The sequence below is a fragment of the Cytobacillus kochii genome (assembly GCF_020171845.1).
GTDB classification, from domain to species: Bacteria; Bacillota; Bacilli; order Bacillales; family Cytobacillaceae; genus Cytobacillus; species Cytobacillus kochii.
The window spans coordinates 505,272-528,151 of sequence record NZ_JAIVAM010000002.1 but is presented as its reverse complement, the minus strand read 5'-3'; the positions used below and the strand labels follow the sequence as shown (position 1 = coordinate 528,151).

Genomic DNA, 22,880 nt, shown 5'->3' with positions numbered 1-22,880 from the left:
CGATATTTCGCCTCATTTCTAGTAAATTCTTCTCTCTTGCTGGTTTTTTGATGCGATTCTCTGCTAATCCAAACAAATTTCTCCCTCTTGCTTCCCTTTTGATGTGTTTCTATTTTTTTCATTTAAAATTAATCCACTTTAATTTTTTATTAATTTTAACGACTTTTCATATTTGTCTATTGAACTTATACTAATATCCATGTATAGTACATAATTGTTTAATAAAGAAAAAAAACGTATAAAGTAAGAGTGGGTGTTTATCATGACAGCCATACTAATGATTGAGCAGAAAGGATTATTTAAATATGAAGCTTGGCGCCCGCATTCTGAAAACGGGGATCGCAATCATACTATCTTTATTTTTAGCAGAACTTTTTCAACTCCCATCTCCTGTTTTTGCAGGGATTGCAGCTATTTTTGCACTGCAACCAACGATTTATCGTTCTTATTTATCTGTACTTGAACAAATTCAAGGAAATATAATCGGAGCAGTAATCGCGGTATTATTTGTACTATTATTTGGTCATGAAATTCTCATTATCGGTTTAGCAGCAATAGTAGTTATTACGATAAATTTAAAATTAAAGCTTGATAACACGATTGGTTTATCACTCGTTACAATGGTAGCGATTATGGTCACACCTGGAGATACCTTTACCGAGTTTGCCATTCTTAGATTCTCGACAGTTATCCTCGGGATATTTTCTGCATTTATTGTTAATCTGGTGTTTATTCCACCGAAATATGAGAAGAAGTTATATGTGAAGATTTCTAATCTAACCGAAGAAATTACAAAGTGGATTCGCTTAAATATAAGGCATGCTTCTGAACATCATTTATTGAAAAATGATATACGAACCATGCAAGAAGGATTAACAAAGATCGATACACTTTTTTCTTTATATAAAGAAGAACGTAATTACTTTAAAAAGAAGAACCATTCCAAACCGAGAAAATTAGTTATTTACCGGCAAATGAATGCCGCTAATAAAAAAGCTTTAGAAACTTTAACAAAGATGCATCGCTTTGAGAATGATTTAGCAGAAATGCCGGAAGATTTTCAACACCTTATCCAGCAACAATTGGATATTATTACTCATTATCATGAACATGCGGTATTAAAATTTATTGGGAAAGTTCGACCAGAAGTCGTTTTTGAAGAAGGCGATATTACTTTAAGCAGAAAGGAACTTTTCACACTCTTTTTAGAACAACAACATCTCATTTCAGATGATGGGCAGGTAGAATTAGCTCATACTATGCATATTGTATCTGCAATGATGGATTATAATGAACAAGTGGACAGATTGAATTGTCTTATTAGTAGCTTTCAAAAGTTCCATAAAGAAGACTCTTCTTTAACTTTAGATGAAGCCGTTGACGAACAATAATTAATAAGAGGCTATCGGATATAAATGCTCCGATAGCCTCTTTTCTTATAAATCTCTCTAATTCTTCATCCTCGGGTCTAAGGCATCTCTTAATCCATCCCCCATTAAGTTAAAGCCGAGAACTGTTAACATGATGGCTATGCCAGGGAATATCATTGTCCACGGTGCTTGGATAAGTAATACTCTTGCATCTGAAAGCATTTTACCCCATTCCGGATTCGGTGCCTCTGCTCCTAAACCTAAGAACCCTAGAGCTGCTGCTTCAATAATAGCCGTACCAATTGCCAGAGTTCCTTGCACGATAATAGGTGCCATACTATTGGGAAGTACATGCCTAAATAGAATTCGATTATTTTTCATCCCAACTGCCTTCGCGGCTACAATATACTCCTCTTGTTTAACACTTAATACTTTTGAACGAATTAACCTCCCAAAGTTAGGAATATTAATAACAGCTATCGCAATTAATGCATTCTGCAGTGATGGTCCTAAAACGGCCACAATAGCAATTGCCAAAAGAATACTTGGGAAAGCAAGCATGATATCAAAAATCCTTGAGATAATCGTATCAATCCATCTTCCGTAATACCCCGCAATAATCCCTAATAAAGAACCTACAACAGCCGAACCCATTACCGCTAAAAAACCAACCCATAACGATATTCTCGCCCCAAAAATTACTCTCGAAAAAATATCTCTCCCAAAATCATCGGTTCCAAACCAATGTTCCGCCGAAGGCGCTTGAAGCCTATTTGCCATATTCTGCTCATTAATGCCCTGTGGCGCAATGAATGGCGCAAAAATGGCTAGCAGTATAAAAAATACAACAATCCCTGTACCGACTAAGGCAATTTTGTTTTTCATGAAGCTTTGTAACGCCTCCACCCAAGGCGATTGTACTTTATCTTCATTATTTTTTGGCTGAATAGGTGGTTTATTATTTACTGATACTTCCACGTCTATTCCTCCCTTAACGATAATTAATTCGCGGATCGATTGCAGCGTACAATAAGTCTATGAATAAATTAATCATGACAAATATAAATGCAATCACTAATATTCCAGATTGAATGACAGGATAATCTCTCGCACTAATCGCATCGTAAATATATCTGCCCATACCCGGCCAACTAAATATCGTTTCGGTAAGAATCGCACCACCTAACAATAAGCCTGTTTGCAAACCTATCACAGTAAGAACAGGAATCACTGCGTTTTTTAATGAATGCTTGTACACAACCCAAAACATTCTTATTCCTTTAGCTCTTGCTGTTCTAATATAGTCAGATTTCATTACCTCTAACATTGAAGATCTTGTTATTCTAGCAATGATGGCCATTGGAATTGTAGCTAAAGCAAACGCTGGCAATATTAAATGACGTAACACATCAACAAATTGATCAAACCTACCTTGAATCAATGTATCTATTAAATATATATTTGTTATAGATGTAACAGGGTTCCTTACCTCTTCCCTTCCAGATGTCGGTAACCAATCCAGTTGAATAGAGAAGAACCATTGTTCCATCAAACCTAACCAAAAAATAGGTATAGAAACACCGATTAGTGCTAAAATCATCGCTATGTAATCAAACCAAGAATGCTGAAACCATGCACTTATGATACCAGCATTAACCCCTATAAAAATGGCAATTAACATTGCGCAAAAGGATAACTCTAAAGTTGCTGCTAAGTATGGCCAAATTTCTTGATTTATCGCTGTATTGGTTTTGATTGATTCTCCCAAATCACCAGTCAATAAATCCCCCAAATATGTAAAGTACTGAATATACCACGGTTGATCTAACCCGAGCTGTTTCGTTAAGGCCTCTATCGCCTCTTCCGTAGCTAATTGCCCTAATATGATTTGAGCTGGATCACCAGGAATTGCACGAATCATTAGAAAAACAATCAGTGATAAACCTAATAGGACGGGTATTAATGCAATTAACCGCCTAACTGTGTAAGTTAACATCTTCTCACCTCTATTACTACATTATTATCAGATGAATAGAAAAGGGAGTGTGCCACTCCCTTTTTCTATCTCTATTGATTTATTGACTGACCTCCACATGTGAAAGCAAATCAGACCCTGTCGGATGTGGTAGGAAATTCTTAATATTAGATTTCCCAGCTAAAATAGGACGTGAATGTACGAGCGGAATCCATGGTGCATCTTCTTTTATAATTACTTGTGCTTGTTTGTATAACTCATCTCTTTTCGCTTGATCGGTAGTTGCTTGTGCTTCTAATAATAAATCATGTACTTCACTGTTCTTATAGTAAGTGTAGTTATTTGATCCGATGGCATCTTCATCTAATAATACGTATAAGAAGTTATCTGCATCACCATTATCACCTGTCCATCCAAGTAAGAATGAATCAGCTTCTCCATTATTAGCTTTTTCTAAATATGTTCCCCATTCGTATGAAACAATCTTAGCTTTAACGCCAATTTCAGCAAAATCAGCTTGTAGGGCTTCAGCTATTTTTTGGCCGTCCGGCATATATGGTCTTGGAACTGGCATTGCCCATAATTCCATCTCAAATCCGTCTTCATATCCAGCTTCCTTAAGTAATTCTTTTGCTTTTTCTGGATCGTATGGATAATCTTCAATTTCGTCATTATAACCAGAGATTACTGGTGGCATTGGGTTTACAGCTGGGTCCGCTGCGCCTGCATAGAATGCATCGATGATTTCTTCTTTATTCACCGCATGGTTAAGAGCTTGACGGACTAACTTTTCCTGTAAAGGACCTCTCGTATTCGTTAATCCAACATAAGCAACGTTCATTGTCGGTCTCTCAAATGTTTGTAGGTCTGGATTATCCTCAATTTGTTGGACATCGCTGAAATTCACACCATCAATTAAATCAACTTCTCCTGAAGCTAAAGCGTTTAGTCTTGCAGAGTTCTCAGGAATAGATCTGAAAATGACTGAGTCTAATTTTGGTAAATCTTCATCCCAATACTCTTCATTCTTTACGATTGTGATTCTGTCATTTCTTTTCCATTCTTGAAACTTAAATGGACCCGTTCCAACTGGGTTTTCAAGGAATTTATCACCATGCTCCTCAATGGCTGTTGGACTAGCGATACCAAATGGAGACATCGCCAAGTTTTTATAGAATGGTGCAATTGCTGTATTTAACTTGACTTCAACCGTATAATCATCAACTGCTGTTACACTATCAACCTTATCTCCAAATTGAGAATTGTAATAATAGAATTGTTCTTTATTCCCTGCCATCCAACGTTCGAAGTTGAATACGACAGCTTCTGCATTAAAATCTGTTCCATCATGGAACTTAACTCCTTCACGTAGTTTAAGTGTTTGAGTTAAACCATCCTCGCTTGTTTCCCACTCTGTAGCAAGACCAGGATGAAGCTCCGTATCTTGCTCACCAAATTCAACAAGGGTTTCAAAAATATTTTTCGTTACTTTAAAAGCTTCACCTTCAGTTGTAATTGCTGGGTCAAGAGAAGTTGAATCTCCTCCTCGACCAAAGACAAGTGTTCCTCCAGTGCTTCCTTCATCTGCTTCTCCGCCTTCATCTCCATTATCACCTGAAGTAGAACTATTACACCCAGCAAAGATAAGCGTACTAACCATTAATACAATAAGTAGCCAAAAACTTTTCTTTTTCTTCATTCTTCATTCTCTCCCTTCTAATTTGCAATCTCTTTCTCATATAAATGGCAAGCCACCATATGTCCATCTTCTATTTCCTGCAAAAGAGGTCGTTCTTGCTTACAAATCTCCATACATTTTGAACATCTCGTATGGAAAGCACAACCGTTTGGTGGATCAGCAGGGTTAGGGATATCTCCAGATAGCACTCCCTGAGCAACAGCTATTTCTGGATCAGGGACCGGAACGGAACTTAGAAGTGCTTCTGTATATGGATGAAGTGGCTTATCATACAATTGTTTAGCGGTTGTTAACTCAACCATTCTACCTAAATACATAACCCCTACACGGTCGCTAATATGTTTGATCACCCCTAGGTCATGAGCGATAAATATATAGGTCAGACCGAATTCTTTTTGTAAGTCTTCTAATAAATTCAATACTTGTGCCTGTATGGATACATCTAGAGCAGACACAGGTTCATCAGCAATAATTAATTTGGGTCTGGTCATTAATGCGCGCGCAATTCCAATCCGTTGTCGTTGACCCCCACTAAATTGATGGGGATAGCGCTTAGCATGGTAACCGCTTAATCCAACAACTTCAAGCATCTCTCTTACCTGCTTCTTCCGTGTAGCTTTATCTCCAATCCCATGAACAATTAAAGGTTCTTCTAATATTTGTTCGACTGAGTGACGTGGATTGAGTGAAGCAAACGGATCTTGAAAGACCATTTGCATGTCTTTTCTCAATTTTCTCATTTCATAATCTGATAATTTTGTAATTTCTTTACCGTTGAATGAAATTTTCCCTTCCGTTGGCTCAATTAATCTCATTAACATCCTTCCAGTTGTTGACTTCCCACAACCCGATTCACCAACGATCCCTAATGTTTCTCCTTCATTAACAAAAAAGCTAATATCATCTACTGCTTTTACATCCGCAACTTTGCGATTAAATACCCCAGCAGTAATCGGAAAATATTTTTTTAAATTTTCTACTTCTAATATTGCTTTACTCATGAGACTTCCCTCCTCTTCTCATGTAGAAAGCATCTTACGGTATGCTCTTCACCATCTTCCATAAACAATACAGGGTCTTCCATGACGCAGCGTTCATGAGCAAATTCACATCTTTCAGCAAAACGGCAACCTTTTGTAATTGACCCCGGCTTCGGTACATTGCCCGGAATAGAATATAATCTCGAATGCTCTCCCCTAATATCTGGAACCGACTTTAACAAGCCCTGTGTATAAGGATGCTTTGGGTTCTTAAATAAATCTCCAACCTTTGCTTCTTCTACCACTTGTCCTGCGTACATTACAATGACACGCTCACACATTTGCGCCACTACGCCAAGGTCATGCGTAATCATCATAATAGAAGTTTGCAACGTTTTATTTAGCTCTTTCATTAGACCAAGAATTTGCGATTGAATGGTTACATCCAAAGCAGTTGTTGGTTCATCAGCTATTAGTACTTCGGGATTACAGGACAGTGCCATGGCTATCATTACCCGCTGTCTCATTCCCCCAGACAACTGATGTGGATACTCTTTCATTATCGCCTCTGCCCTTGGTAAGCCTACTAGCTTTAGCATTTTAAGTGCGATTTCATTTGCTTCTTTTTTTGACTTTTTCATATGTATTTTGATGCCTTCTGTCATTTGTTCCCCTATTTTAAAAAGCGGATTGAGGCTAGTCATCGGCTCTTGGAAAATCATAGCGATTTCATTACCACGAATTTCTCTCATTCTTTTTTCATTTGCCCCTACTATATTCTCACCGTTAAGTAGTATATCCCCGCCAACTATTTTCCCAGGTGGTTGCGGCACAAGCTTCATAATAGACAATGATGTTACGCTTTTACCACAACCTGATTCACCAACAATACCTATTACCTCTCCTTTATGAATAGTAAAACTTACCTGATCGACGGCGGTTACTTCTCCGTCTTTAGTTACAAACGAAGTTTCTAGGTTTCTTACCTCTAATACCGGAGATTGCGTCACTATGTCACCCCTTTAACAGTTTCTTCTACATTCTCCCTCCGTTTTTTAATATTTTATAAAATATGTAAGAATAAGTCTATCGTTTTTTCAGAAATATTTAAATATAATTATAATTCTCAAAAATTACGCTAGTTTATTAATGTTTTAAAGTATTATTCGGAATTTTACAATTATTAATATAATAAAATAGCAATTAGATATTTTATAGAGAAGGGAGGCACCAGTCTGATCTGTATTCACAATCTAGTTTTATCTTAAGCACTACCTGTTATCGGATACTACTCAAGCCAACGAAACTAAAAAATCACATACATGTCTAAATTCTAAGAAGAATTTTACATGAATGTGATTTCATTCGTATTACCTTATAATTAAGATTCAAGTTGTTGTACTTGAAAAAGCTTATAATAGTGACCTTGTCTCTCCATTAATTCCTCATGTGTGCCCGTTTCCACAATTTCACCATATTCAACGACAACAATGCGATCGGCATGTGTGATTGTAGATAATCTATGAGCAACGATAAACGTCGTTCGATCCGTTGCCAAATCATTTAATGCTTCTTGAATAAGATGTTCGCTTTCTAAGTCTAATGCTGAGGTCGCCTCATCTAATATAAGAATTGGAGGGTTTTTCAAGAAAATACGTGCAATGGCAATTCGTTGTTTTTGTCCACCGGAAAGCTTTACTCCTCGTTCTCCCACTTTCGTTTCATACCCTTCAGGCAAATCCATTATAAATCCATGGGCATTAGCTGCCTTAGCTGCTCTAATGACCTCTTCATCACTAGCATCAGGCTTTCCGAGTAATATATTTGCTTTTACTGATTCACTAAACAAAATATTATCTTGTAGTACCATACCAATATGATCTCGTAAACTTCTTACTTGGAAAGAACGAATATCTTCACCATCAAGTAATATTCGCCCACCTGAAACATCATAAAAGCGTGGAATTAAACTAACTAGTGAAGATTTCCCTCCACCACTCATTCCAACGAGAGCAATGGTTTCCCCTTGTTTCACATCTAAATTAATATTACGAAGAACAGCACCATCTTCATTATTATATTTAAAAAGAACATCTTTGAACTCGATATGGCCAGCTACATTTCTACAAGGGATAGCATTTTCTTTATCATCAATATCATATTTTTCATCAACTAATTCAAACACACGGTCCATTGAAGCAATAGCTTGTGTCAATGTTGTCGAGGAATTGACTAGCCTTCTAAGTGGATTATATAAACGGTCAATATAAGCTACAAATGCCATCATAACACCTAAAGTAATTTGACCTTGTATTACTTGATATCCAGCAAAGGCAATTACTAGTAGTGGCGCAATATCAGTAATTGTATTCACGACTGCAAATGCTTTTGCATTCCACTTTGTATGATCAATAGCTTTTGATAAAAAGTTACTGTTATGCTTCGTGAAATTTCTTTGTTCATAATCTTCTGTGGCAAAACTTTTAATAACGGCCATTCCTTGAACTCTCTCGTGTAAATAACCTTGAACCTCAGCTAAAGCTTGTGATCGATCTCTTGTTAACCTTCGTAAATTTCCAAAGAAATACTTTACACTTAATGCATAGAACGGCATTAAAATAAGCGATACAATCGTCAATTTAACATTCATCGTAAACATTATTGCAACAGCTATAATAATAGTGGCCATATCCAGCCATAAATTCATCAGACCTGTAACAACAAAATTCTTTGTTTGCTCTACATCATTTATGATTCTAGATATCACTTCGCCCGATCGATTATTCGCATAAAATTTAAAGCTTAATTTCTGAATATGAGTAAAAAGTTTATCTCTAATATCAAATAAAATCTTGCTCGCTACCCATTGTGCGAAATATTGTCGATAATATTCTACTGGTGGTCTTACAATTACAAAAACAATCAACATTATACCCATGATCGTTAAAAGTTGTGTCATTTTTTCAGGTTGTGTAAGCGCATCATTTCCGACTATATCATCGATTACATATTTAATTAACAGCGGGATTAATAATGGTATTGCAAATTTCACAATACCAATTAGTATTGTTAAGAAAATCTGTAGGCGATACGGCTTAACAAAATGCATATATCTATTAATTATGTTCAATTTTAGCCTGTCACCCTTTTTGATCTTTTATCTTTTAATCTATCCAGATTATCATGATTCATTTCTTCTTCAAGCCTTCTAGATATTCATTATGTAAAGATAATACCATTTATTTTTCATGCCAAATAAAAACCTGTTGTTTATCATATCAACAGGCGCAAATAAAACATTTTATCTTCGGTAAGTCAAGTATCTTTCATACCAACCATCCACAAAATCCGGTGCAAAAGGACCTTTTCGTTGTCTAATTAAGAATATCAACTTGTCCACATTTGCCCACAAGATTTTATCAATCGGCGTGGGATAACGCATTTCTTGCCGATGACGCTCATATTCATCTTCATCCAATAAATTAAACGTCATATCCGGAAAAACTTTAATATCTAAATCGTAATCAATATACTTAACCGCCTCTCCATCGTAAATAAAAGGAGAGCTTAAATTACAATAATAGTACACGCCATCTTCTCTCAGCATTCCGATAATATTAAACCAATATTGTGAGTGAAAATAACAGATTGCCGGTTCTCTCGTAATCCATGTTCGACCATCTGATTCAGTAACCATTGTACGATCATTTGCTCCAATAATTAAGTTTTGCGTACCTTTAAGGATTGTTGACTCTTCCCAGACGCGATGGATGTGCCCATTATGTTTATAACTATGAATTTGTACCGGTTCACCTTCTATGGGTACCGCCATTCTTTTCCCCTACTTTCCTTTCTGGAAGCTTTGGAACCTTTTATTAAAAAGGACATCCTCTCAAACTTATTACCTTCTATAATGCTTCCGATAAGTTGATTGATGATTAAAGGTAACAAAGTGCAGATCCTATTTTCTATTTATTATAACGTTAAAAAATGAATTTTAAAACAAAGACAGCTTAATTGTCGGCAGATTAAGCAGTAATTAAGTATGTAATGCTCATCCTATTGTATCATTCTTGCCTTTAACATATGTTTACTAAACGATAATCTTCGTATTTTTCATATTTTGTTTGCGAAACAATTTCACCACTTCATTCGTTTGCTGTTCAAATACAGCCACAATTTCATCTAATTCATCTTTCATTTTTTGGATTTCACTGTGAATATCACTTACAGCTGTTCTAGAGCGTAAACGAGAAAGTTCATTTTGAAGTTCATGACATCGCTCCACTTCACTTTGCAAATAAAGTAAATGATCCATTGTTTTCATTTGATCTTCAACCAATGCTTGAAATTCATTCATAAAAATACACCAGCCTTTAAAGTCTTTTCTAAACTATTCTATCTTTTTTGTATCGATTCCTTTGCAGATTATTGTTGATGAGATAGAACTTTTGTCGAAATAAGAGAAGACTAAATATAAAAAAGCACCCCTTTGAAAAAAGGAGCGCCTTTTAATGAAAAACTATTGTTGATTTTGGTTGTTTTGGTTTTTCGCTTTTTGCTTATTAGCTTCAGCTTGTTGATTTTGTTGTCTTACTTCTTGAGCATTTGTTTCACTCGCAAATTCTTGATTATATTGTTGTTGGTTTTGTTGTTGTTGATTTTGCTTTTTAGCCATCCTAATCACCTCCACGCTCATTAATTTAACCAGAGCGAGAGGAATTATCCATTTTTTTCGAAGTAATTATATTCTGAATATTACATCAAACTAATAATGAGATGCCACCATCCACTATTATCGTTTGTCCGCGAATCATGCTGGCATCATCAGATACTAAAAACATGACCGAGTTGACCATATCATCAATAGAGACCATTCTACCTGCTGGCGTTTTTTCACTTGCTTCAGCTAACAACTCTTCTCTATTTGGAAAATGTTTTAATGCCTCTGTATCCACTGCTCCACCTGAGACGGCATTTACACATATATTTTTCGGTGCTAATTCAACAGCTAAATATCTTGTTAAAGCCTCTACAGCAGCTTTAGAAACACCGACTACAGTATAATTTTCCAAGTAGCGAATAGAACCTAGTGAGCTAATGCTGACAATCTTTCCACCGCCATTTTTCTCCATTAACTTAGCTGCTTCTTTCGCACAAAATAACAACGCTTTACTATTAATATTCATTGTCCAATTCCAATGAGTTTCCTCTAATTCCATAATTGGTCTTTGTACGCCGGATGCAGCATTACTAATGAAAACATCTAGACGGCCAAAGGTTTCATCTATTTGCGCAAACATTGATTTTATTTTTTCATTATCGCCGACATTTGCTTTAATTGTTACTACTTTTCTTCCTAATGATTCGATCTCCCGAGCGACTTCTTCCGCTTGTGATCGACTACGAGCATAGTTTAAAACAATATCATAACCTTCTTGTGCAAGTCTCAATGCAGTAGCTCTGCCAATGCCTCTGCTACTTCCTGTAATTAGTGCAACTTTTCTTTCATTCATCTAAAAACTTGCTCCTTTCAATGTTCAATTCTTCCATCGTACCCATTTTATCTTGTTGTGTTATGATTGACAATCTCATTCATCCATTATCCCCTTATACTGCATGTACTGCTTCAACATTTTTTGATGGGAGACGGGAAATGGATATTTTTTTATTTCTTCTAAGGATACTAATTTTACATTCTCTGTTTCAGTTACTGAATGAATTTCCCCTTCATACAAATTGATATGCCAAGTAAGGTGCGTGAACACATGATCAATTTGACCAATTCGCTGATTAATTTTCAAATGCGTATCGTATGACTTAGATAATTGATTTTGGAGTTGCTGTTTATCTGAATCGATTTGAAGATGAATTTCTTCATTCGGAAACTCCCATAAATTAGCTAACAATCCTTTATTTGGTCTTTTACGGATTAATATCTGCCCCTTACGATTAGTGAGGATAGCAGAAGCAATCTGAACATGCTTATTTTTCACCTTTTTTGTTTTTACAGGTAATTCCGCTTGCTTACCTTCATAAAAAGCATGACAATGATCTCTCACGGGGCATAATAAGCAAGATGGGGAAGTTGGCGTGCATATAAGCGCACCTAACTCCATTAAAGCTTGATTAAAATACGATGGGTTATCATGAGAAATTAACTCTCTTACCGCTGCTTCAAATATTTTTCTCGCTGAAGCTTTAGCGATATCAGCTTCGATCATGAGAATACGTGAAAGAACACGCATCACGTTACCATCAACTGCAGGTTCTGGCTCACCATAAGCAATACTTAATATCGCACCAGCAGTGTAAGGGCCAACACCTTTTAATGCAGAAATATCCTTAATATTGTTAGGTACTACTCCGTCATACTGTTCCTGTACTTCTCTGACTGCAGATTGTAAATTTCTTGCCCTAGAATAATAACCAAGACCTTCCCAAAGTTTCAGCACCTTTTCTTCTTCCGCTTCTGCAAGATCTTTCACTGTAGGAAATGCCTCCATAAAACGTAAAAAGTACGGGATAACGGTGTCGACTCTTGTTTGTTGGAGCATGATTTCAGACACCCATACTTTATATGGATCTTTATCCTTTCTCCATGGTAGGTCTCTCTGCTCTTTTTCAAACCAAGATAATAAATCCTGTTGAAATGCATAAATATCTATAGGATTATCTTTTAGTTGAGAATTGTTCATTTTTTTTAACCTCCATGATTTGAAACTATGTTAATTAGGGAATATACTATATAAAATGTTAAAAACAAAAAGGAGGAATTCCTCTTTTGGATACCGGAACTCACGTAGTCATGGGACTGGCGCTAGGAGGACTTGCAACACTTGATCCCGTTGTTGCCAATAGTTCAATAACAGCAGCAAGTGTAATGGTCGGTACAATAATTGGATCACAAATACCAGATATCGATACCATATTAAAATTAAAAAATAATGCTTCATATATTAGAAATCATCGGGGTGTTACTCATAGCATTCCAGCCGTGATACTATGGCCATTACTTATAACAGGTGTTATTTATTTATTTTTTCCGGAAACAAACCTTTTTCACCTTTGGTTATGGACCTTTATAGCTGTATTTTTACATGTATTTGTCGATATTTTTAATGCTTATGGCACACAAGCTTTAAGGCCATTTTCATCAAGATGGGTAGCATTAGGTATGATCAATACATTTGATCCGTTTATTTTTGCCATGCACATCTTCGGCTTGTTTCTGTGGATATTCGGAATGGACCCAGGATATACATTCCTAGTGATTTATTGTATTTTATTTATTTATTATGTTTTACGTTATTTTGCAAAGAAATCCGTTGAAGCGAAAGTTCAAAAGCTCATCCCTGACGCAACAGAAATCATTATATCACCAACTATGAAATACAACCAATGGAGAATTGCTATAAAAAATAAAGATAGCTTTTTTGTTGGACGCGCCCTTAGAGGTCAAGTTCGTATTGTTGATCAGTTTAAGCGTGTACCTATACCAAAAACACCGATTTTTAACGCAGCAACGAAAGATAAGAATATTTCTGCCTTTCTTTCCTTTTCTCCAGTGTATAGATGGGAAATTGAGACAATCGAAAACATTGTAGAAATAAGATTTATCGATTTAAGATATCGTAGCAATGAATATTATCCATTTGTTGCTGTTGCCCATTTAGACAAGGATTTAACGATCATCAACTCATATACCGGCTGGATATTTAGTGAGGAGAAATTGAAGAAGAAATTAGATATTATTACAAACTAAAAAGTAAATGTGCAAACACCATAAAGAAGCTCCCCCTATCAGCTCCTATTAACCAATGGGGGAGCTCTCTTTTATGGCTTAATTCATTTTATTTTTATCTTCCTCAAGTAAATGTTTATATTTTGGATTTTTTGCGATAAACTCATGTAATTTAGCCCCATGATTTTCAATCCATTGGCTGACTACTTTAGCAGTCATCTCTTCACCCTGATATTTTTTTCCTGCCTTCGCATAGGTCGCTTCAAAATCCTCCCAAAGCAATTCAATCCATGTTCTGGCAATGTGAACAGACAATTGATCATTTATCTCCAATAAACGATTAAGAAGTTTATTTTGAAATTCATTCATTTTTTACCCTACTTCCAATTTATTTTTTCCGTGTGTGAGATACGTATTTGCTTATACTAATGAATAGGCGAAGTTGAATAAATGACTTCGCAAATAATTTTAGAAATGAGGCAAAAACGATGCGTAATAAAGCCGCTCATTTCCCTAATCAAAACCACAATAAGTTTGACGGTGAACCACGTGCCAAAGCTGAGTTTGCTTCAAAAAGAGCAGATGGAACGATACAAACACAGCCACAGGAACGGATGAAGGCATCATCAAATCGCAATAGCAATACAACTGATTATTAAACTTAGGGGGTTAATTTACATGGTAAACAAAAAAGAAATCTTTGGTGAAAACGAATTTAACAGTCCGTTTGCATCCGGACATTTCAATCCGAAAAAGGCACATTACCAAGTAAATGGAGAAACACAACAAACGCAAAATCTTATTAAGCTCAAGCGAACTTTACAAAAAACCCCTTAACACTAAAAGAGGATGATAAATGTCATCCTCTTTTTAAAGATTTTTCAACTTGCCGAGCATGGCAATCGGTAATGCTTCTTGCTCTTTTTCTCCAGCTAAGCGATAACCCCAAGCAAAAACACCATTCATATAATCAATTTTAAAGTAAGAGCCTGGATCTCCCTCTATTTCATATATTTCATTTTTAAGAAAGTCATCGGGATTAAGCAAATATGACTTAGCCATCACTGTTTTTCTCTCTAGAACAGCGAATTCATTAACCATGCCTAATTGCTCAGCTTTTCTAGATTTTTCTCTTAATTGAGCAATTTCTTGTTTTAGCTCATATTCGCTCAATTGGCTATATCTTTTTTCTTGCATAGTAAAAAGACCTCCTCATACATCTTTATTTTCTTTTAAATAGGCATCAATTAAATGCAAAGGAAACCCTTTTCGAAATAACGCTTGCTTTAACTTTTGCTCATAGATGAATGGTTCTTCATGATTATATTTTCTACTTATTTTTTCCGCTTGACGTTTCAGAGCTCCCATCTCCTCATCATCGTCTTTCTCTAATTGTATTTCTTCAAGTGCCAACTGAATCATATCATAACTGAAGCCTTTTCTCGTTAACATTTGCTCTATTTTTTGTTGCATCATTCTTGAGGAATCTTTTTTATATTTAAGCGTATATTTCTGACAAAGAGAAATGGCTGTTTCAACTTGCTCTTCCTTTGGGTATAGTTCTAAAACATCCTGTATGATATTTTCAGCTATACCTTTATCTTTCAATTCATGTTTAATTATATTTGGACCTTTATCTGTTGTATTCTTTTGTGTTCTCACAAATGCAATAGCGAATTCTTCATCATTCAAGAATTGGTATTGATATAATTTATGGATCACTTCATCTATCAACTCAACAGCATATTCTTTCTTGATTAAATGTGTACGAACTTCAGATTCAGAACGCATTCTACTAGAAAGATAATGGATGGCCGTATTGTACGCCTTTCTAATCTCATCTTGGAATTGAATTTCTCCGATGAGTAAGGAATCAATCTCTTTCCCTTTTTTCATATTATATTTAATTAACACATCTTCATCCACACTGAAGGCATACGTCTCTCCATGCTCACTGTCGGTATAGATATTGTAGCGATCTTTATTTTTCTTTTGAATCGTAATTTTAGTAATTGTAGGCATATCCTCACCTCACTTTAACTTTACCACAAAAAAAACAGGTTTTAATCCACTTTTCATTGAATTCAATTAGAAATAGAAGAGAATTTTTGCGGAGGGGTCAACATGAAAATTGCTTTAACAGGTGGAACGGGCTTTATTGGACAAAAACTAACTGACCAATTATTACAAAAAAATCACCAAGTTTATATCCTTACGAGAAATAAAGAAAAGAAGCAAGAAAAACAAGGTCTCCACTTTGTTCAATGGTTAAATGAAGGGGATGAACCAGAAGAAATGCTAGAAGGAATAGATGTCCTCATTAATTTAGCTGGGGAATCAATCAACAGTGGTCGTTGGACTGAAGAAAGAAAAAGAAGAATATACCATAGTCGAATGCATGCTACAAATGAGGTAATACGCCTAATCAATTATCTAAACGAAAAGCCATACACCCTTATTAATGCAAGTGCTGTTGGCTATTATGGCACATCAGAAAAGCGTACATTTGACGAGGCAAGTCCTTATTCTGGTGAGGATTTTTTAAGTACTGTCGTTAAGAACTGGGAGGATATAGCAAAAACTGCCGAAAAAGATTGGAATATACGCACGGTATGTTGTCGTTTTGGCATCATTCTCGATAAAAATGCAGGGGCGTTACCTAAGATGGCGCTTCCTTATAAACTCTATGCTGGAGGTAGAATTGGTAGTGGTAATCAATGGCTTTCTTGGATTCATATTAATGACGTTATCTCCGCAATCGTTTATATGATTGAACATGAATCAATAGAAGGTCCCGTCAATTTTACTGCTCCAAACCCAGTAACCATGAATGAGTTTGGCCATATTTTAAGCTCTGTGCTCCATAAACCACATTGGCTACCTGTCCCTTCATTTGCAGTAAGAGCTATCCTTGGTGAAATGAGTATGCTCGTAACTGAAGGGCAAAAAGTTACACCAAAAAAACTTCTGAGTCATGATTACCCTTTTCATTTTACTCATTTAAAAGAAGCATTAAAAGATATTTATCAAAAGTAGCTTTTATATTTTGATGTTACAAATACACTCTGTTGATTAAATAAAGAAGATACGTGATTCTTTAGAGTGTTCACGTATCTTTTGTTTACGTAAATAGACCATTTATTTCCCCTTTTTTGCTCTGATTTTTTCTTTTAACCACTTTTCTACTAAGAGTGGTGGTTTATCCATTCGCCGTGCTTCTCCGTTAAGTTTATTGAACTTTTTCGGAGAAGAAATCCTTCCCTACGACGAGCTGGGGCATGATCCTTTTTTGAGGACGGTGATTTCTCCTATTTCCTCACTCTCGTAAATTTCTGTATAATTTCATGCTAGCAAAGTACTTTTTGATTGTTTGTACTCCTATGGAAATTAATACACAACTGCTTTTTTGTGATTTTTTGGATTTAAAACCGCTTTACGCGCAGTTCTCTCCCTCTTTCTTACTGCCTTTTGCGCGTATCTTCGTTTTGCGCGCAGTTCTTTTCCTTTTCTTACTGTCTTTTGCGCGTATCTTCGTTTTGCGCGCAGTTTTCTACCTTTTCTTACTGTCTTTTGCGCGTATCTTCGTTTTGCGCGCATTCTTTTCCTTTTCTTACTGTCTTTTGCGCGTATCTTCGTTTTGCGCGCAGTTTTCTACCTTTTCTTACTGCCTTTTGCGCGTATCTTCGTTTTACGCGCAGTTTTCTATCTTTTCTTACTGTCTTTTGCGCGTATCTTCGTTTTGCGCGCAATTCCCTCCATTTTCTTGCTACTTTTTGCACGTATCTACGTTTTACGCGCAGTTCTCTCCCTTTTCTTACTGTCTTTTGCACGTATTACGTCTTACGCAGTTCTCTCCCTTTTCTTACTGTCTTTTGCACGTATTACGTCTTACGCAGTTCTCTCCCTTTTCTTGCTGCATTTACACATATACACAACTTGTCTGCAGTTCTCTTTTTACTCTTTTGAGGACGACAGGAAGGCTATTCTTCCTTTTGCGACACTCCCAGTTTCTTTCCCTTCTGAAAGTCAAGCCCTTCGCGGTTCTCTCCCCTTCTCGAACACTTTTATTCTCCTCATCCCTTACTTCCCTCGTATGATACTCGTTAAAATAGGGCAATCTAGTAAAGTTTACTACTAATAAGAAAGGGTGAATGTTATGGCAAATGATAAAAAGAGGAAAGAACGGAGCTTTAGTGGTCTTTCAAGCATGCAAGAAGTTACATATGCAAAAGAATTTAAACGTGCTGATCGTGCAGCCAAAAACCCCCTTCAGCAAAGACATTAAATTTATTTTCTCAACAAAAAAGATGCCAGTACATCAAACAAAAGGTTGATGTACTGGCATCTTTAATTAACCACTTCTTTCTTTACTATTTTGCAACTGATGATAGAAACCTTTTTCTTTCATCAATGATTGATGTGTACCCTCTTCTATTATTTTTCCATCTTTTAATACGTAGATTCTATCCGCATTTTGAATAGTATTTAACCGGTGGGCAATGACAAAACATGTTCGATTAATCATTAACTTTTGTAATGCTTGTTGAATCTTCACTTCTGTTACTGTATCAATATTACTCGTAGCTTCGTCTAAAATTAAAATTTTTGGTTGTGCCAAAAAAGCACGGGCGATACTAATTAATTGTTTCTGTCCTTGACTAATCCCGCTGCCATTAAAACTCAAAGTCGTATCATACTGTTGTGGTAATTTCATAATAAATGAATGAGCATTTGCCTTCATTGCAGCTTGAATAACACCCTCATCCGTTGCCTCAAGATGACTATAGCGGATATTATCCTTAACGGTCCCTTGAAAAAGAAAGGAATCTTGCAGAACAAAGCCCATATGGGATCGTAAGCTCTCTTTATGTATTGTGGAGATATCATGATTATCTAATAATATTCTCCCTTTACTCACTTCATAGAAACGACTAATAAGTTGAATTATGGTTGTTTTACCTGCGCCTGTTGGACCTACTAAAGCAACAGTCTCACCAGGACGGGCTTCAAGATATATATGGGAAAGTATTTCTCTGTCTTCCCCGTAAGTAAACGACACGTTATCAAAAATAACCTCACCATTTACATTTTCAAGCATCTGCTTATCTTTTTCACTTGTTAATTCATCTTTTTCATCAATCAGCTCAAAAACTCTTTCAGCTCCAGCAATGGCAGATAATAACGTATTAAATTGATTGGCTAAATCATTGAGTGGTCTTGTAAATTGTCGAGAATACTCGGTAAAAACAACAATTGTGCCAATGCTCACTCCACCGTTTAATGCGAGTATCCCGCCAATCGCAGCAATGACGGCAAAGCTGAAATTATTCAATAAATGCATCAACTTAGGAATAAACCCTGAGAATGTTTGTGCCCAAAATCCAGAAATTCTTAGGTTTTCTGCTTTATGCAAAAAATCATCCATCACTTTCTCTTCTTGTGAAAACATTTTGATTAATTTCTGCCCAGAAATGGATTCCTCAATATAGCCATTCATTTCTCCTAAGTTTTTTTGCTGTTCTTTAAACAACATACTTGTTCGCTTCGTAATCCATTTCATTCCATAGAACATCATCGGTATGATTAAAAGAGTCAGAATTGTTAGCAACGGACTCAACCATAACATGACTGCAATCGTACCAACGAGTGTGAAAACACTAGATATGATTTGGATAATTGAACTATTTAAAGTCGCACTAACATTTTCAATATCATTTGTAATCCTACTCATCAATTCCCCAAGTTGTCTTTTGTCAAAAAAAGCTACAGGTAAGCGGTGTATTTGTCGGAATAAATCTGCGCGCATATTAAATACAGTATCTTGAGACACACCGATCATCCAATAGTTTTGTAGCCATAGTGACAATGATTGAACGATATAAGTTACAAGTAAACCTAGTAATAACCAAACGAAAACAACCGCTTCATTTTCTTCTATAAAAGTATCTATTGTTATTCCTACTAAAAATGGACCAAGTAAAGACATCGCTGAACTAATGACAATCATAAAAAAGAGTAATAATAGCCGTGTTTTATAGACGGCAAGGTAAGACCAAATTCTTTTAATGACCGCACCGAAGTCATTCGGCTTACGTTGCTTTTTCTTCCTATCGTTTATTTGATTATGTATCTTTGGTTGTTTGAATGGGGCCATTATTTTAGTAAACACTATTCATAGCCCCCTGTTCTGACTGAGAATAAGCTATTTCTCGATAAAGAGTAGATGTATTCATCAATTGATCATGTGTTCCCTCTTCAATGATTTTTCCATCATCTATAAGCATAATTTTATCCGCTCTCTTGGCTGTACTTAATTTTTGTGTGACAATAAATAAAGTACATTTATATTTATCAATCGCATCCAATACTTTGGACTCTGTTTGTAAATCCAAAGCACTCGTACTATCATCCAATATGAGAATATTAGGCTTTCTTATTAAAGCACGAGCAACCGATAATCTTTGCTTTTGACCTCCTGATAGATTAATTCCTTTTTGTCCTAATTTTGTTTCATAGCCATCTTTAAGATCATTAATGGTTTCATGTATTTGCGCGTCTTGTGCTGCCGCTTTCATTTCAGATAAAGTCGCGTCTGATTTACCCCATGCTAAGTTTTCTTCTACTGTCCCACTAAATAAGATGGACTCTTGTGGGGTAAAACCAATTCTCTTTCGTAAATCATCCATTTTAATATCTTTCAGATTCATGCCATCCACATAAACTGCACCTTCAGTAGGATCATATAATCTAGGAATAAGTTGTAGAATAGAACTTTTACCAGCACCTGTACTACCCAATATAGCGACAGTTTCTCCTGGACGAATATGAAAACTAATATCTTTTAAGACATATGTAGACATCCCTGGGTACCTAAATGAGACATGCTCGAATGTAACCGCTCCTTTTAACTGCTCAAGGCTTTTGCCATCTTCTTCATCTTCTAAATCAATCTTCGCTTCAAGTACTTCAACAATCCGCTCAGATGAAGCACGCGCTCTCGAAAAAGCCATAATGATGAATGAAAACATTGAAAAGGCAGTAGTCATTCTCGTAGCATAATTAATAATTGAAACGACTTCCCCGACTTCTATATTTGTCGCTTGCAATTGTTCTCTACCGATCCATAAAATAAAGATAATACAAACATTCATTATGAATAGTAATGCAGGCATAGCTGCTTCCATCAATCTTAGAGCGCTTGCTGTTTGTTCCCTTAAGTTATTACTTACATTCATAAACTTTTTTACTTCATGAGTTCTGCGGTTATACGCTTTAATTAACCTTAATCCTATTAAACTCTCCTGCATGACATTATTGACTGTATCCAGTTTTTGTTGAACAGACCTAAACATCTTACCGCCTTTAGTCATCACAATAACAAGGAAGACCACTACAACCGGTATGGTAATTAGAAAAATAAGCGCTAATTGCCAATTCACGAGGACAGCTAATATAAGACTACCTATAATGAGTAAAGGAGCCCTTAACATAATTCTTAAGCCCATAAACACGATATTTTGCACTTGTGTCACATCATTAGTCATTCTTGTAATCAAGGATGCGTGAGGAAAAGTATTAAAGTTGGTGAATGAAAAAGATTGCACCTTTTTCATTAGTTTCTTTCGAATACTAAATCCTAAATTTTGTCCAACGTATGCAGCATAATATGAGTTTGTAATCCCTGAGAAGAAGGCAATTAATGAGAGTAGGAGCATCATACCTCCCCAATAAAGGACCACACTCATATCATTATTTAGAATACCCTCATCAATAATTTTGCCGATTAATAATGGTTGAAGCAATTCAACTGATAACTCAATAAGCATAAGTATTAATGCAATATATGCCGCGACTCGATAAGGTTTAATAAATTTGAGTATCTTTGTCATAGCTTTCCCCCAAACTAATACTTCGTTTAACTAAATAGATATGAACTATCATATACCTTTTTACATAATTTTTAAATAATTCATTCTGATTTTTATTTCTTTAATGTTATGTTAAAATTTTTAGAGGTAGAGAACATTGATTTTTTCAAAAGGTGTTCTTCGTTCTTAACACAATTTAGCATACTAATCTTGACCATTTTTCAATGCTTACTAAGCATTTAACCTATTATTCAATCATAAGGGATTTTTTAACTATACGACTAAATTTTCTTTGTAATCCATATACTAACATGCATCATGTCATGAGTATTGTATTCTCAAAATGGTTAAAAAAGTAACTTACTTATAATTATAAAACTAAAGGATGCGATAAAAGGTGAAAAATACGAATCACGACCAACAATTACATAATGATGTTATTGAAACATTAAGAGAGACAAGCCGTACTTTTTTCATTCCAATTAGCTTATTAGTAACAGAGTTACGAGAAACCGTTGCATCTGCTTACCTTTGTATGCGCGCAATTGATGAAATTGAAGATCATCCTGATTTGGAACCAGCTTTAAAAAGCAAACTATTGCATAATATCGGTGACGTCCTTCGATCCGCTCAATACAGTAAAGAAACCTTTATTGAGATGTTCAAGCCATTTGAAAACGAATTACCGGAAGTTACTCTTCGCCTATATGATTGGATTTCTTTCTGTCCAGATGAAATTAGAGTAAAAGTAGTTGAATCAACTGCAATCATGGCATCTGGTATGGGTGATTGGGTTGATAAAGATTGGCAAATACAATCAGAAGCGGACCTTGATCAATATACGTATACAGTTGCTGGATTAGTTGGTGTGATGTTAACCGACATATGGAAATGGTATGACGGAACTGAAGCCGATAAAGAGCTTGGAATTGGTTTCGGTCGTGGACTTCAAGCTGTTAACATTTTAAGAAATTATAAAGAAGATGCAGAACGCGGTGTAAGTTTTTTCCCAGATAGTTATAGCCTAGATGATATGTTTGATTATGCGCATAAAAATCTATCTCTAGCTGACGAATACGTAGCGAGTATCGAGACAGAGACAATCGTGAATTTCTGTCAAATACCACTTTCACTTGCCCATGGAACATTAAAAGCGTTAGTCGATGGTCGTGAAAAAATGACTCGTGATGAAGTAAATGAAACTGTTAATAAAGTAATAAAGAAAACATCATAATAAAAGGCAG

General features: G+C 35.7%; 25 protein-coding genes. 7 read left to right on the top strand and 18 right to left on the bottom strand.

Annotated elements, in window-relative coordinates; all coding sequences use genetic code 11:
* Positions 1-305: 305 nt before the first annotated feature.
* Positions 306-1,391, top strand: coding sequence for an FUSC family protein (locus tag LCM23_RS03470; protein ID WP_224935702.1), 1,086 nt, complete (start codon positions 306-308; stop codon positions 1,389-1,391).
* A gap of 57 nt (positions 1,392-1,448) precedes the next feature.
* Here LCM23_RS03470 and nikC read toward each other — a convergent pair whose 3' ends face one another.
* The 11 genes from nikC to mutY all read right to left on the bottom strand — a co-directional run bounded on the left by nikC (position 1,449) and on the right by mutY (position 12,722).
* Positions 1,449-2,318, bottom strand: a complete 870-nt coding sequence (nikC, locus tag LCM23_RS03465; RefSeq protein ID WP_224935733.1) for a nickel transporter permease — start codon at positions 2,316-2,318, stop codon at positions 1,449-1,451.
* Between the two features lie 43 nt (positions 2,319-2,361).
* Positions 2,362-3,366 carry an ABC transporter permease gene (locus tag LCM23_RS03460; protein ID WP_224935701.1) on the bottom strand — a complete coding sequence of 335 codons (1,005 nt, stop codon included), beginning with the start codon at positions 3,364-3,366 and terminating at the stop codon, positions 2,362-2,364.
* A 79-nt stretch (positions 3,367-3,445) separates the two neighbouring features.
* Positions 3,446-5,044 (bottom strand): ABC transporter substrate-binding protein, encoded by a 1,599-nt coding sequence (locus tag LCM23_RS03455; RefSeq protein ID WP_224935700.1) that lies wholly within the window; start codon positions 5,042-5,044, stop codon positions 3,446-3,448.
* 17 nt (positions 5,045-5,061) lie between these two features.
* Complete coding sequence (locus tag LCM23_RS03450; protein WP_224935699.1) at positions 5,062-6,045, bottom strand: ABC transporter ATP-binding protein; 984 nt, start codon at positions 6,043-6,045, stop codon at positions 5,062-5,064.
* The gene (locus LCM23_RS03445) at positions 6,042-7,034 is read right to left on the bottom strand and encodes an ABC transporter ATP-binding protein (protein WP_224935698.1); all 993 of its coding nucleotides are present in this window, start codon (positions 7,032-7,034) and stop codon (positions 6,042-6,044) included. The genes LCM23_RS03450 and LCM23_RS03445 overlap by 4 nt, the downstream gene beginning before the upstream one ends.
* Before the next feature lie 371 nt (positions 7,035-7,405).
* On the bottom strand, positions 7,406-9,154 hold the full coding sequence (locus tag LCM23_RS03440) for an ABC transporter ATP-binding protein (RefSeq protein ID WP_318247523.1): 1,749 nt from the start codon (positions 9,152-9,154) through the stop codon (positions 7,406-7,408).
* Between the two features lie 171 nt (positions 9,155-9,325).
* Positions 9,326-9,856: a nucleoside tri-diphosphate phosphatase gene (gene ntdP / locus LCM23_RS03435; RefSeq protein ID WP_095370002.1), complete on the bottom strand. Its 531-nt coding sequence runs from the start codon at positions 9,854-9,856 to the stop codon at positions 9,326-9,328.
* Positions 9,857-10,117: 261 nt separating this feature from the next.
* Positions 10,118-10,384, bottom strand: coding sequence for a YgaB family protein (locus LCM23_RS03430; protein ID WP_224935697.1), 267 nt, complete (start codon positions 10,382-10,384; stop codon positions 10,118-10,120).
* A gap of 162 nt (positions 10,385-10,546) precedes the next feature.
* The gene (locus LCM23_RS03425; protein ID WP_224935696.1) at positions 10,547-10,702 is read right to left on the bottom strand and encodes a gamma-type small acid-soluble spore protein; all 156 of its coding nucleotides are present in this window, start codon (positions 10,700-10,702) and stop codon (positions 10,547-10,549) included.
* An 85-nt stretch (positions 10,703-10,787) separates the two neighbouring features.
* Positions 10,788-11,540: an enoyl-[acyl-carrier-protein] reductase FabL gene (gene fabL / locus LCM23_RS03420; RefSeq protein ID WP_224935695.1), complete on the bottom strand. Its 753-nt coding sequence runs from the start codon at positions 11,538-11,540 to the stop codon at positions 10,788-10,790.
* Positions 11,541-11,615: 75 nt separating this feature from the next.
* The gene (gene mutY, locus LCM23_RS03415) at positions 11,616-12,722 is read right to left on the bottom strand and encodes an A/G-specific adenine glycosylase (protein WP_224935694.1); all 1,107 of its coding nucleotides are present in this window, start codon (positions 12,720-12,722) and stop codon (positions 11,616-11,618) included.
* An 86-nt stretch (positions 12,723-12,808) separates the two neighbouring features.
* Between mutY and LCM23_RS03410 the strand changes: the two genes are divergently transcribed.
* Positions 12,809-13,789, top strand: a complete 981-nt coding sequence (locus tag LCM23_RS03410) for a metal-dependent hydrolase (protein ID WP_224935693.1) — start codon at positions 12,809-12,811, stop codon at positions 13,787-13,789.
* Between the two features lie 78 nt (positions 13,790-13,867).
* Here LCM23_RS03410 and LCM23_RS03405 read toward each other — a convergent pair whose 3' ends face one another.
* On the bottom strand, positions 13,868-14,137 hold the full coding sequence (locus LCM23_RS03405; protein ID WP_095370007.1) for a YfhJ family protein: 270 nt from the start codon (positions 14,135-14,137) through the stop codon (positions 13,868-13,870).
* Between the two features lie 119 nt (positions 14,138-14,256).
* Between LCM23_RS03405 and LCM23_RS03400 the strand changes: the two genes are divergently transcribed.
* Complete coding sequence (locus LCM23_RS03400; protein WP_224935692.1) at positions 14,257-14,427, top strand: small, acid-soluble spore protein K; 171 nt, start codon at positions 14,257-14,259, stop codon at positions 14,425-14,427.
* 19 nt (positions 14,428-14,446) lie between these two features.
* Positions 14,447-14,605, top strand: a complete 159-nt coding sequence (locus LCM23_RS03395; RefSeq protein ID WP_095370009.1) for a YpzG family protein — start codon at positions 14,447-14,449, stop codon at positions 14,603-14,605.
* A 33-nt stretch (positions 14,606-14,638) separates the two neighbouring features.
* Here the strand turns inward: LCM23_RS03395 and LCM23_RS03390 are convergent, their stop codons facing one another.
* Together LCM23_RS03390 and recX are read right to left on the bottom strand one after the other, a co-directional pair.
* Positions 14,639-14,965, bottom strand: a complete 327-nt coding sequence (locus LCM23_RS03390; RefSeq protein ID WP_224935691.1) for a YfhH family protein — start codon at positions 14,963-14,965, stop codon at positions 14,639-14,641.
* Between the two features lie 15 nt (positions 14,966-14,980).
* Positions 14,981-15,790, bottom strand: coding sequence for a recombination regulator RecX (gene recX, locus LCM23_RS03385; protein WP_224935690.1), 810 nt, complete (start codon positions 15,788-15,790; stop codon positions 14,981-14,983).
* Positions 15,791-15,892: 102 nt separating this feature from the next.
* Between recX and LCM23_RS03380 the strand changes: the two genes are divergently transcribed.
* Positions 15,893-16,804, top strand: coding sequence for a TIGR01777 family oxidoreductase (locus tag LCM23_RS03380; RefSeq protein ID WP_224935689.1), 912 nt, complete (start codon positions 15,893-15,895; stop codon positions 16,802-16,804).
* 351 nt (positions 16,805-17,155) lie between these two features.
* Here the strand turns inward: LCM23_RS03380 and LCM23_RS03375 are convergent, their stop codons facing one another.
* Both LCM23_RS03375 and LCM23_RS03370 read right to left on the bottom strand, forming a co-directional pair.
* Positions 17,156-17,365 (bottom strand): hypothetical protein, encoded by a 210-nt coding sequence (locus LCM23_RS03375; protein WP_224935688.1) that lies wholly within the window; start codon positions 17,363-17,365, stop codon positions 17,156-17,158.
* Positions 17,329-17,598 carry a hypothetical protein gene (locus LCM23_RS03370; RefSeq protein ID WP_224935687.1) on the bottom strand — a complete coding sequence of 90 codons (270 nt, stop codon included), beginning with the start codon at positions 17,596-17,598 and terminating at the stop codon, positions 17,329-17,331. Before LCM23_RS03370 ends, LCM23_RS03375 begins: the two co-directional genes overlap by 37 nt.
* A gap of 326 nt (positions 17,599-17,924) precedes the next feature.
* On the opposite strand from LCM23_RS03370, the gene LCM23_RS03365 reads away from it, so the two are divergent.
* On the top strand, positions 17,925-18,053 hold the full coding sequence (locus tag LCM23_RS03365) for a YfhE family protein (protein ID WP_095370014.1): 129 nt from the start codon (positions 17,925-17,927) through the stop codon (positions 18,051-18,053).
* Between the two features lie 66 nt (positions 18,054-18,119).
* Here LCM23_RS03365 and LCM23_RS03360 read toward each other — a convergent pair whose 3' ends face one another.
* Positions 18,120-19,937 (bottom strand): ABC transporter ATP-binding protein, encoded by a 1,818-nt coding sequence (locus LCM23_RS03360; RefSeq protein ID WP_224935686.1) that lies wholly within the window; start codon positions 19,935-19,937, stop codon positions 18,120-18,122.
* On the bottom strand, positions 19,927-21,657 hold the full coding sequence (locus tag LCM23_RS03355) for an ABC transporter ATP-binding protein (protein WP_224935685.1): 1,731 nt from the start codon (positions 21,655-21,657) through the stop codon (positions 19,927-19,929). Before LCM23_RS03355 ends, LCM23_RS03360 begins: the two co-directional genes overlap by 11 nt.
* Positions 21,658-22,033: 376 nt before the next feature.
* Here LCM23_RS03355 and LCM23_RS03350 point away from each other — a divergent pair, with 376 nt between their 5' ends.
* Positions 22,034-22,870: a squalene/phytoene synthase family protein gene (locus tag LCM23_RS03350; protein ID WP_224935684.1), complete on the top strand. Its 837-nt coding sequence runs from the start codon at positions 22,034-22,036 to the stop codon at positions 22,868-22,870.
* Positions 22,871-22,880: the final 10 nt, after the last annotated feature.